The sequence below is a fragment of the Streptomyces sp. DI166 genome, from assembly GCF_900091315.1.
GTDB lineage: Bacteria > Actinomycetota > Actinomycetes > Streptomycetales > Streptomycetaceae > Streptomyces > Streptomyces fuscus.
The window spans coordinates 21,708-33,034 of sequence record NZ_FLSP01000091.1 but is presented as its reverse complement, the minus strand read 5'-3'; the positions used below and the strand labels follow the sequence as shown (position 1 = coordinate 33,034).

Below are 11,327 nucleotides of genomic sequence, written 5' to 3'. Positions count from 1 at the left end.
CAAGTGGACGCTACCCCTGCCACACATGAAGCGAATGGTGCTATCGTCAGTAGCATCATGTTGCTGAGACTGGATGTCGCGGACAATCGCCCCCTGCACGAGCAGGTGGCAAGCGCGATCCGGCGCGCCATCGCTGAGGGCGAGTGCCACCCGGGGGACCGACTGCCTCCGGCGCGTGACCTTTCACAAGCATTGGGCGTCAACGCCAACACCGTGTTGCGCGGCCTCCGGGCGCTGCGCGACGAGGGCGTGCTGGAGTTCCGGCGCGGCCGCGGTGTGACGGTGGCCGACGGGGCGGACCAGCGCTCCGTACTGCTGGATCGCGTGGGCGATCTGGTGGCCGATGCGGCACGCCTCGGTTACAGCAAGACCGACCTCATCGAGATGATCAGGGGGATTCCGTGAAGTACTCGGGCCGCGGCGGCGGGACCACGTGGGGGCTTGTCGGGTGGTGTGCCGGGATCCTGCTGTTGCTGGTGGGCATGCCTCTGGCCGCGAGCGGACGGTTGCCGGAGAGGTTGGCCACGCACTGGAGCGAGTCAGGGGAACCTGACAGTTCCATGCCCCTATGGGCGGCAGCAGTCTTCCCGGCTCTCATATGGACGGTGCTGGCTGCGGCGTTGGCGTTCGCATTGCGGCGCACAGGCCCGAAGTCCGCGGGAACGATACGCGGATGGACGGGCGTCACACTGGCGACCGGGGGCGTCTTCCTGGTCGGCGGGCAGGCGTCGGTCGTACGCGCGAACCTGGACCGGTCCGACTGGCGCGAGGCCGGTTCGGTGACAGGCTGGGTCGCGGCGACCGCCGTAGTGGCGGCCACGGCAGGTGCGGTCGCCTGGCTCGCGACCCGTCACGGGCCCGCGGCGCCAGACCAGGCGGCGGACGGCCCGATTATGGACATCCCTGAAGGCCAGCGACTGGTGTGGCTCTCCCGCACATCCAATCCGTGGCTTCAGACGACCTCCGCCGTCACTGGGCTTGTGGCCCTGGCCGCTGTCGTGGCCGCGGTAGGGGGGCTGGCGGGTCCGCTCCCGGCGCTGATCCTCATGGCACCGTTCGCACTCGCCTCGGTGCTGGTTCTCGGGTGCGCTTCGGTGCAGGCCCGGGTCAGCGAGGAGGGGCTGAAAGTGTCCTTCGGTCCGCTGGGCTGGCCGGCACGACGCTGGGCCGTCCAGGACATCGAATCGGCCCGCGTCGAGCACCGTACACCGGCGCAGGTGGGGGGATGGGGGTACCGGCTGAGCGGGCTGGGGACCACCGTGATGCTTCGCCGTGGCGAGTGTCTTGTCGTCCGCGCAAAGGGCAAGGACTTCGCCGTTAGCGTGGACGACGCCGAACGGGGCGCCGCACTCCTGAACTCCTTGGGCGCAAAGTCCCCGAGGTGAGAAGTCGGCCCGGCCCACGTATCCCCCGGCGCAGGCCGGGCCGACCCCGACAGAAAGCGATAGCCCGCCGCTCGCATTCCGTCAAGAATTCAATAAATGAGGCGTGCGTTTAGTCAGGGAAACCTGAGAGGTAGGACCCATTGCCGTCGCGTGACGTCGACCACTTTCATTCGACTTCCTCTTTTCCGCGTGTGATGATCTTCGACGGCATAACGCGCCGGGGGGAGCGTGGTGACCGCACGCCTTTCACCCCTCGGAGCGTTCCATGAAATCGAGGGGAACGAATTGAATATCAAGCAGCGCGGGATATTGGCTGTAGCCGGCGTTACCGCGGCGGCTCTCTGTGTGGCTGCAGCACCGACGGCGATCGCGGACACCACCAGCACGTCCGCCAAGCCGGCAGCCGTCGCGACTGCCGCCTCGGCTAAGTCCGACGGCGAGAACGTCTTCCGCGGGCTGTTCTTCGGGCAGGGCAAGGTCGGCGAGAACCTGGCCGAGCTGGAGCTCTTCTCGGCGGCACGCCAGCACGTCGGCAACGACTCCCCGGACGAGGTCCGCGCGTCCAATGCGGTGATCGAACTGATCAACAAGAAGTCGCCCGGCTTCTTCGCGGACCTCAGCCGGAAGACGCGCAGCGGCGACCCGCGCCAGGTGGAGAAGGCTGTCAGCAGCGCTCAGGAGATGCTCCTCGCAGTGGCCAGGACGGACAAGTCGGCCGCTCCCAGGGAGAACGGGCAGCGCTGCGGCGTCACCGTGGCCGTTGGTGCCGCAGTCGTCCACGTCGCGGCCGTGGTTACCGCGGCCGGCGCCGTCGTCACGGTGACCGTCGCGGTGGGCGCCAACTTCGTCAAGGGCAAGAACTGGTTCTGGAGCGCGAAGCCGACCAGCGGTGACGAGACGCCGCTGTCGAAGGACGAGGCCGTCGCGCAGGTCACGAAGGCGCTCAAGGCCGCCTAGTACCGGACGGGGCGGGGAGGCTGCAGACTCCCCGCCCTCGCGGCCGGGCCTTTCAGCGCCTCACGGGGGCAGGAACTCACCACCATGAAAATAAAATTCCGTCGCTTCTGCGAGGCTTTTACGCAAAGCCGTGACGGCTCGGTCTCCGTTTCACTGAAAGCGGTGGCCACTGTTTGCATTGCATGGATCATCGTGATTACATACGTGGCCCAGGAACAGCTACCGAAGAACGTCATCTCACTGCCCGCCCAGGAGGAGGTGAAGTATACGGTCGTAAATCTGGCTCCGCAGGGTTGGGCATTCTTCACCAAATCACCTCGGGACCCTGAAATCATTCCCTTCAAAAAGGCACCAGGGGACTGGAGACCGCTTGCACTGACTCCCCATGCCTCACCACGGAACGCCTTCGGCCTGAATCGCGAATCGCGCGCGCAGGGCGTCGAGATCGCCATGCTGCTTTCCGCCGCCAAGAAGGACGACTGGCGTGAGTGCACCGACGACAGACAGCATTGCCTGAAGAGTTTCGGCACACCCGCGCGCCACGTCGAAAACCGCTCACCGGACCCCATTCTCTGCGGAACCGTCGGCCTGTTGCAGGAACGCCCCACCCCGTGGGCATGGCGTGACCTGATGCCCGAGGCCCACAGCCCGGAACGCGTCATGGTGCTGGAGGTGACGTGCTGATGCGTCAGCGCACCATCCCCATACCGTGGGCCACCGGCTACGGTCTGGCCCGTACACTGCTGGCCCTCGGCACACTCGGCACGCTGGCGTGCAGCGACGCGGCCACCCTCTTCCGGGAGGTGGCCACCGTCGGCCAGTACCCGCTGTGCCGCGGTGTCACGGCCGGCGGCGCCTTCTGCCTGGTGGAACCCGACCACTACGACACCATGCGCTGGCTGTGCTGTCTCGTCCTCGTCATCGCGGCCAGCGGTTGGCGGCCACGCTTCACCGCCATTCCGCACGCCTACGTGGCCTTCAGCGTCTTCACCGGCATCTCCATCCCCGACGGGGGTGATCAGATCACCTGGGTGCTCACGCTGCTGATCGCCATCGTGGCCCTGGGCGACTCACGCCGCTGGCACTGGCAGCCCAGCCCGCCCGGGCTCCCCCGGTCCGAAGGGCGCGGCCTGCTCGCCCTCCTCGGCATCAGCGCAATCGTCGTGGCGCGGATCCAGATGGCCGTCCTGTACTTCCAGTCATGCGTGGCCAAACTCCCCCACGCCGAGTGGGCCGACGGAACCGCCCTGTACTACTGGGTCAACAACTACGACTTCGGCTCCCCCGGCTGGCTGCGGCCGATGGTCAACGCCGTCGTCCACAACCCAGTTGGCGTGGCCGCGATGACCTGGGGTCCTCTCGTCATCGAGATCGCCCTCGCTGCCGCACTCCTGATGCCGCAAAAGGTCCGCTGGATCCTGCTGCCTGCCGGGGTCCTTCTGCACTTGTCCATCGCCGTCGTCATGGGCCTGTGGAGCTTCGCGTTCGCCATGTGGGCCGGCCTGCTCCTCCTCCTGGCACCCCTCGGCCACGACCCCGACCTCGGACGCATCCTCCGTGCTGTGTCACGACGGACTCCGGGGCCAGAGCCGGTACACGACGTGCCCATCGACGAACCCGTCAAGGAACACGCCCACGCATGACGCAAGGAACAGCACCATGCCGTCACACATGCTCAAGACCGCCGCCGTAGCTCTGGCCTCCACCAGCGCTGTCCTGCTCTCCGGCACGCCCTCGTCCGCCGCAGACGTGCAGCGGAACGTCGCGCACGGAACCGCCACCGCTCAGGGAACCCGCACGATCCAGAAGACTCCTCTGAACTCCACGCTCGTTGTCCGAGGCGAACTGACGAACACGGGGAACGACTGCTACTCGGTGTGGTTCCAGTTCACCCATAGGGCGAGACCCGGGAGGACTGCGGAGACCGCAGAAGCATCACCTCCTGGCCCGTTCAGAAACACCCCTCGTAACAGCTGACCGACACCGCCCAGGGTCGGCAGCCTGGACTGCGGAGTAGCCGACCCGCGGCGCGTGCGGCCCTCGGCCAGGACGCCGCGCCAGAGGCTGACGGACGAGATGCAGACGTCCGGGTCGTCGCCCTGGCCATGTCCGTCGAGCACGCGTCCTCGGCAACCAAAGACGGTGTTCCGCTCCCATGCCAAACGAGGAGCGAGCCCGGCTTCGCCCAAGGCATGGCATTCGTGTGGTGACAGTAGCGCTGGTCAGCAGGAACTGCTCATATGCAGCCGCAAACGTCACTTCAGGAGAACGTCTCCGTACGAGGCAGCCCATGGGTTTGTGCGCTGTCGGCAGCACCGGTCTCTCCCCTTCCAAGGTGCCGTGCCCTCCGCGTGCCCGTAAGGACGGAAAACCACGGTCAACAGCGGTGCAATCCGACCCCAACGACCACCCCGATGGCCCGCCTAAGTTCCGTCGCTTCCCAAGCTGAGAGCGCGAGTTCGATTCTCGTCACCCGCTCCATGATTAAGGCCCAGGTCGGAGACCCGGGCCTTCTTGCTGTTCTCTGCGATCACTCGCCGCGTGCCAGATCCGTGCCGGAGCGCTGCTCATCCGGCGCGGCTGTAGCAGCCTTCTGTCGGCGTTCGTCCGTCACCGGAGATCGGGCGGGGAAGGCGGGGCCGCAGTCCACCGGGCGCCGGTTTGGTCGCGGAAGGCTGTGACGGCCGCTTCGAGTGTGGGGAAGAAGTGGCGGGTGTCGATGGTGCGGGTGAGTTCGTAGCGTTCGATCTTTCGTCGGACCGGGTCCTTGAGTTCGGCGAACACCAGGTGGATGTGTTCGGCGTTGAGGGTCTCGTCGAGGTCTTCCAGGACGTCGGCGGCGGTGGTGTCCACGTCGGTGATCGGCTCGGCCGCGATGACGATCCAGGTGGGTGCGGGGTCGGTCCGTGCCAGGCGCAGGATCTCGTCCCGGAAGGTCTTGGCGTTGGCGAAGAACAGGGGGGCGTCGAATCGGTAGATGACCAGGCCGGGCAGTCGCTCCGCGTGCGGGTAGGACCGGATGTCGTGGTAGCCGCCGAGGCCCGGTACGCGGCCCAGCACGGTCTCGTACGGCCACCAGGCGCGCCGGAAGACGTTGAGGACCGACAGTGCGACGGCCAGGGCGATACCCGGCAGGACGCCCAGCAGGGCCACGCCGAGGAACGCGGTGATGCACAGGAGGAACTCGACGCGGCTCTGCCGCCACAGCCGTACGGTTCCGCCTACGTCGACCAGGGACAGCGAGGCGGTGATGACGACGGCGGCGAGGGCGGGCTGAGGCAGATCGCGGAAGAGGCCGGGGAGGAGGATGAGCATCAGGGTGATCAGTAAGGCGCCTACGACTCCGGTCAGTTGGGTCTTCGCGCCGGCCCGTTCGGCCACCGCGGTGCGTGAGCCACTGGTGCTGACGGGGAAGCCCTGGAAGAGCCCGGCCGCGAGGTTGGCGGCGCCGATTCCCGCCATCTCCTGGTTGCCGCGGACCTGTTGGCCGCTGCGGGCGGCGAAGGCGGAGGCGTTGGAGATCGTGTCGGCCAGGGACACGAGGGCGATGCCCAGGGCGCCGCCGGCCAACGGTGCCAGGTCGTCGAGCCGGATGTCGGGGAGGGTGAGGGGCGGAAAGCCCTGCGGCAGGGTACCCACGAGGCTCACACCGTGCGAGCCTAGGCCGAAGACACTGGTGGCGGCGATGGCCAGCACCACCATGACCAGCACAGCCGGGATCTTCGGCAGCAGGCGCTGGAGCACCAGGATCACCACGATGCCGCCGATGCCCACAGCCGCCGCGGCGGGGACCAGGCTCCCGGCGGACAGTTCCTCGACCAGGCCGACGCACTCCTCCACCAGACCGCTCGCCTCGACCTTGAAGCCCAGCAGTTTGGGCAGTTGACCGATCAGGATGGTCAGCGCCAGACCGTTCATGTATCCGATCACCGTGGGTTTGGAGAGCAGGTCGGCGACGAAGCCGAGCTTGCCCACCGCGGCCAGGATCATCACGACCGCGACCATGATCGCCAGCATGGAGCCCAGGGCGACGGCCCGTTGCGGATCTCCGTTTGAGGCGGCCAGCGGCAGGATGGTGGCGGCGATCATGGGGCCGAGGGAGGAGTCGGGGCCGAGCACCAGGATGCGCGAGGGGCCGAACACCGCGTAGCCGAGCATGCACAGGATGGACGTGTACAGGCCGCTGATCGGTGGCAGGCCGGCGAGTTCCGCGTACGCCATGCCCTGCGGTACCAGCAGGGTGGTGAGGACGATCCCGGCGATCACGTCCTTGAGCAGCCACTCACGCCGGTACGAGGTCACCGCCTGGAGGCCGGGAAGGGCACGCAGCCGACGCATGGCATCGCGCGGGTGGTGACCGCTTGTCATCAGGCGCTGTTCCCCTCGGACCGAACGGCTGCGGGATGTGTCACCACCGCGCGGTCGGTCCGCCCGTTCCAGCGGGCGAGGAACTTTCCGAGCTCCCACAGCGCGAGCAGCGCGAGCGCCGGCAGCAGCGCCCAGGCGAACTGCGCCAGGGTCAGCTCGGTGGTGCCCAGCAGTCGCCGGAAGACGTCCATCTGGGTGACGAACACGGCCAAGGCGAACTCTACGAGCATCGCCCAGTTCATCTGCTTGCTGTCGAAGCTGCCGGTGGTGAGGACAGTATGCGTCTCGCTGCGGCACTCAAGAGCGGCCACGACGAGACAGAGCGCGAAGGACGTGAAGGCCATCGACTGGCCCACCGCCGTGTCGTCGTAGCGGGACTCGCCGAACCCGATCAGGGCGAGCAGACCGATGGTGATTGCCAGGCCGGAGAGGCCGACGGTGATCATCACACCCTTGGTCAGCACGGGCGTGCCCCGGGGCCGCGGCGGGCGTTCCATGAGCCCGGGGCTCGGGCGGTCGAAACCGAGCGCGAAGCCGAAGGCCGCGTTGACGAAGAAGTGGATCCACAGCACCTGCGCCGGGGTGAACGGTTCTCCGTCCGCGATGTCGAAGAGCGTCGCGCCGAGGAACGTCAGCACGAAGACCACGAGGAGGACGAGGACGAAGCGGATGTACTTGGTGAGGTTGTCGTAGATCTTGCGGCCCTGCTCGACGGCGAAGACGATCGTGGCGAAGTTGTCGTCGGCCAGCACCATGCGCCCGGCGTTCTTGGCGACCTCGGTGCCGGAACCCATGGCGATCCCGACGTCGGCGGCCTTGATCGCCGGGGCGTCGTTGACGCCGTCGCCGGTCATGGCCACCACACAGCCCTTCTTCTTCAGGGTGTCGGCGAGCAGCACCTTGTGTTCGGGGGTGACCCGGCCGACGACGCCGATGTCGTCGATCCGGGCCAGCCGCTCGCTCTCGGGCAGGGCGGCGAAGTCCGAGCCGAGCACGGCCTCCCCCTCGATGCCGAGCTGCCGGGCGATGGCGGCGCCGGTGACGACGTCGTCGCCGGTCACCATCCGAACCCTGATGCGGGCGTTCTGCGCGTCCGCCACCGCCGCGCGCGACTCGCGGCGCGGCGGGTCGACCATCCCGACCAGGCTCGTCATCTGCAGCCCGGTGGCGTAGTCGAGCAGGTCCCCCTCGGGGTCGAAGGTCGCGGGATCGAGGTCGCGCTGCGCGGCGGCCATCACCCGCAGGCCCTCCCGGCCCATGCGCTGCACGTGCTCCTGCGCCCGCGCACGCAGGCCGTCGTCCCAGGGGACGGACGTGCCCCGGGACAGGGCGGTGGTGGCCCGTGCCATCACGGCGGGCGCCGCCCCTTTGACGAAGCAGCGCACGACAGGGCGTCCCGCGGCGTCCGTGGCCGAGTGGAAGGTGGCCATCAGCTTGTAGGACGGGTCGAAGGGCAGCGTGGCCAGGCGCGGCAGCCGAGCCTGGGTGGCGTCGACGTCGAGTCCGGCCTTGTGGCCGAGCACCAGGAAGGCTCCCTCCGTGGGGTCGCCGACCACCTCGCCGTCGACCAGCCGCGCGTCGTTGGCCACCAGGTAGGGCAGGATCGCGTCCTCTATGCCGGGTGCGGCGCCGACGGCGTGATGGACCTTGCCCTCCAGGCTGTACCCGGTGCCGGAGACGGTGTAGCGGTCACCCGGATCGATCACCTCCACCACGGTCATCTGGTTCATGGTGAGGGTGCCGGTCTTGTCGGAGTTGATCGCCGAGGTGAACCCCAGCGACTCCACCGACGGCAGGTCCTTCACGATCGCCTCGCGCCGTGCGAGGTCGACGGCGCCGATGGACAGGATCGTCTGGGTCACGGTCGGCAGGGCCTCCGGGATCGCGGCGATCGCCAGCGAGACGGCACTCACGAACAGCACGTCCCACGCCGTACCCCGGCTGCGGCCCAGGGCGAACATCACGATCATCGTCAGTCCGGCCGTCGCCGTGATCCACACGGTGAGCCGGTCCATCTCCCGGGTCAGGGGCGAGGCCTCACGCGGCGTTGAGGTCAGCATCCCGGAGATACGGCCGAGTTCGGTACCCGCGCCGGTGGCCGTGACGATCACCGTCGCGCTGCCGTGGGTGACGGGCGTGTTCATGAACACCATGTTCTGGCGGTCCCCGGGCGGCAGGTCCGTGTCGGGCAGCGCGTCCGGCCCCTTCGCGGCGGGTACGCTCTCGCCGGTCAGCGCCGACTCGTCGATCTGCAGGGCACTGGCCGTGATGATCCGGCCGTCGGCCGGCACCTCGTCGCCCGCCGTGAGCAGCACCACGTCGCCGACGACCACCTCCTCGGCCGCGCTCTCGGACTCCGTCCCGTCCCTGCGGACGCGGGCGGTAGCCTTCATCATCGACTTGAGGGCGTTCATGGCGCTGTCCGCCTTGCCCTCCTGCCGCATCCCGACCACCGCGTTGACGACCGTCAGGACCAGCAGCAGTACACCGGTGCTCCACTCCTTGATCACGAAGGACACCACGGCGGCACTGACCAGGACCAGTTGCATGTAGCTGCGGTACTGGGCGAGCCAGCGGCGCCAGCCCGGTACGGGCTTCTCCTCCGGCAGCGCGTTGGGACCGTTCGTACGCAGCAGTTCCGCGGCGCGGGCCGTGGACAGCCCTGTGCCGGGGTCCACGCCGAAGGCGTCGGCCACCTCTTGCGGTGGCAGCGAGTACCACCTGCGGTCGTCTGGCGCCCGCTGCTGCGGGGCGTCTGCCGGTGCGGTCATGGACAGTGCCTCCGATCGGGCCTGCTCGGCTCTCGCTGCCGGTACTTCGCGCTGCCGGTACCTCTCGCTGCCGGTACTCGTCTTTCTGCCGGTCCGCCCCGTCTTCGTCTTCCCGCGTCTCCGGCCGGTCCGGCCGTCGTATCTGGCCTGCCCCGGCCTGTGGCGGCGGCACTTCGACATGCTCCTCCCGATCGACCGGTGTGGGCTCACCCTCAGCGAGTGATTCGGCCGCAGCAGTCCGGCTCGACGCGCGCCACCAGCCGAGCGTGTCTACGCTTGTTGCCAATCTCCGGCTGTCCAGGGGGGATTCCCGCATTCCCGCTTGAGCGCGGGTGACATTTCCCTACATCGCAAGGAGGCGGGCCAACCATGTCCACTGCACCTGGTACTCCGGTACTCGACACGATCGCCGCCATGACGATCGACTCCATCGAGCACTGCCACATGGACGAGCGGACGCTCATCCTCTCCCGCCTTGCCGCCCTCGTGGCCATGGACGCACCAGCGATCTCCTACCTGGCCCACATCAACCCCGCGATCAAAGCCGAGTTCACGGTCGAGCAACTCCAGGACCTGCTCGTCGCCATCGCCCCTGTCGTCGGGACAGCACGCGTCATGTCGGCCGCCGGTCACATCGCCCAGGCGTTCGGCGTCGCGCTCGCCCTGGCCGACAGCGAGGCCGAAGCCATCGCCCGCGCCGAGGCCGACAGCCGTACCGGCTCCTAGCGAGGAGAAACGCCACCGCATGCGCGTCGCCCTGGGGGTGTGCCTGGGGCTGACCGCTGTCGAGCCGGCCCACCCCGGCGTTTGCCGCTGTTCGGGGGATACGGGTGCGTAACCCGTCCCGCGGGGGCATCCCTGCTGGGACGAAAGGTGACGTGATGCCGCTCTATCTATCGAGGTTCAGCTATACGCCGGAGACCTGGCAGAGGCTCATCAGCCACCCCGAGGACCGGGCCAAGGCCGCTCAGTCGTACATCGAGTCCGTCGGAGGCAAGCTCCACGGGTTCTGGTACGCGTTCGGCACGCGTGACGGGTACAACCTGTGGGAGGCCCCCGACAACGTCTCCATGGCCGCCGTCGCCCTGGCGATCAGTGGAGGCGGGGCGCTCAGCTCGTTCGAGACGACCGTTCTCCTGACCGTCGACGAAACCATGGACGCCCTGCGCAAAGCCGGACAGATCCAGTATCGGCCTCCCGGCGCGTAGCGGTCGAGTTTCGTCTCTTTGGGGGGCTAAAGCACCAGGTCAGTGCGGTGGCGTGGCTGTTCTTCCTCAGGTCTGTGCCTTCGGCCATAGCTTGTGGGATGCGCGTAGGCTCATACTGAGTCATGACAAAGCCTGCGGCGCCGAAGCGTCATCTGCCCACCAGCCCCTTCAAGGCCCCGGTCGTACCGGCGCCCAAGCACTTCGCCACGGGCGACCAGGTCACGCACGACGTGTACGGCCTCGGCCGGGTGGTCGGCGTCGAGGACGGGATCGCGGCGCTCGTGGATTTCGGCTCGACGCAGATGCGGATCTTGAGCCCGTACGCCAAGATGACCAAGCTGTAGGACCGCCAGTACCGCTGTGCCCGGTTACGGCACGCCGGGCCCCGTCCGGGGCCTGTGACGAAAGGCAGACCTCTCATCGAATCGACTTCGCTGTTCTCCTCTCCGGAGGGGCAGCCCCGACGTTCCACCGCGGTGTCACCGCCTCCCACGACGGACCCCTTCCAGGCTCCGGACTTCGGGGAGGAGGACGACGTCGTCTGGTCCGAGGAAGCGCAGTTGCCCGCCTCGGGTTCGCGTACGACGCGGCGGCCCAAGGCTGCCTAGCTGTGCGGTTGGCCGGTCGGGGAGGATCCG

11 protein-coding genes are annotated in these 11,327 nt (G+C 68.1%); 9 read left to right on the top strand and 2 right to left on the bottom strand.

Annotated elements, in window-relative coordinates; all coding sequences use genetic code 11:
- Positions 1-57 precede the first annotated feature (57 nt).
- From GA0115233_RS32350 to GA0115233_RS32330, 5 genes are all read left to right on the top strand, one after another.
- Positions 58-405: a GntR family transcriptional regulator gene (locus GA0115233_RS32350; protein WP_093723885.1), complete on the top strand. Its 348-nt coding sequence runs from the start codon at positions 58-60 to the stop codon at positions 403-405.
- The gene (locus GA0115233_RS32345) at positions 402-1,385 is read left to right on the top strand and encodes a DUF1648 domain-containing protein (RefSeq protein WP_313895782.1); all 984 of its coding nucleotides are present in this window, start codon (positions 402-404) and stop codon (positions 1,383-1,385) included. The genes GA0115233_RS32350 and GA0115233_RS32345 overlap by 4 nt, the downstream gene beginning before the upstream one ends.
- Before the next feature lie 231 nt (positions 1,386-1,616).
- On the top strand, positions 1,617-2,342 hold the full coding sequence (locus GA0115233_RS32340) for a sporulation delaying protein family toxin (RefSeq protein ID WP_176712020.1): 726 nt from the start codon (positions 1,617-1,619) through the stop codon (positions 2,340-2,342).
- Between the two features lie 84 nt (positions 2,343-2,426).
- Positions 2,427-3,026, top strand: a complete 600-nt coding sequence (locus GA0115233_RS32335; protein ID WP_093723883.1) for an SdpA family antimicrobial peptide system protein — start codon at positions 2,427-2,429, stop codon at positions 3,024-3,026.
- Positions 3,026-3,985 (top strand): sporulation-delaying protein SdpB family protein, encoded by a 960-nt coding sequence (locus tag GA0115233_RS32330; protein ID WP_093723890.1) that lies wholly within the window; start codon positions 3,026-3,028, stop codon positions 3,983-3,985. The genes GA0115233_RS32335 and GA0115233_RS32330 overlap by 1 nt, the downstream gene beginning before the upstream one ends.
- Positions 3,986-4,952: 967 nt before the next feature.
- Here GA0115233_RS32330 and GA0115233_RS32325 read toward each other — a convergent pair.
- The gene (locus GA0115233_RS32325; RefSeq protein ID WP_093723882.1) at positions 4,953-6,710 is read right to left on the bottom strand and encodes a SulP family inorganic anion transporter; all 1,758 of its coding nucleotides are present in this window, start codon (positions 6,708-6,710) and stop codon (positions 4,953-4,955) included.
- Positions 6,710-9,481, bottom strand: a complete 2,772-nt coding sequence (locus GA0115233_RS32320; RefSeq protein ID WP_093723881.1) for a cation-translocating P-type ATPase — start codon at positions 9,479-9,481, stop codon at positions 6,710-6,712. The genes GA0115233_RS32325 and GA0115233_RS32320 overlap by 1 nt, the downstream gene beginning before the upstream one ends.
- On the opposite strand from GA0115233_RS32320, the gene GA0115233_RS32315 reads away from it, so the two are divergent.
- From GA0115233_RS32315 to GA0115233_RS32300, 4 genes are all read left to right on the top strand, one after another.
- A complete protein-coding gene (locus tag GA0115233_RS32315; protein WP_093723880.1) occupies positions 9,480-9,704 on the top strand; it encodes a hypothetical protein in 225 nt (74 codons plus the stop codon). The genes GA0115233_RS32320 and GA0115233_RS32315 overlap by 2 nt on opposite strands.
- A gap of 146 nt (positions 9,705-9,850) precedes the next feature.
- A complete protein-coding gene (locus tag GA0115233_RS32310) occupies positions 9,851-10,207 on the top strand; it encodes a carboxymuconolactone decarboxylase (protein ID WP_093723879.1) in 357 nt (118 codons plus the stop codon).
- A 155-nt stretch (positions 10,208-10,362) separates the two neighbouring features.
- On the top strand, positions 10,363-10,689 hold the full coding sequence (locus tag GA0115233_RS32305) for a GYD domain-containing protein (protein WP_093723889.1): 327 nt from the start codon (positions 10,363-10,365) through the stop codon (positions 10,687-10,689).
- Between the two features lie 122 nt (positions 10,690-10,811).
- On the top strand, positions 10,812-11,033 hold the full coding sequence (locus GA0115233_RS32300) for a hypothetical protein (protein WP_093723878.1): 222 nt from the start codon (positions 10,812-10,814) through the stop codon (positions 11,031-11,033).
- Positions 11,034-11,327: the final 294 nt, after the last annotated feature.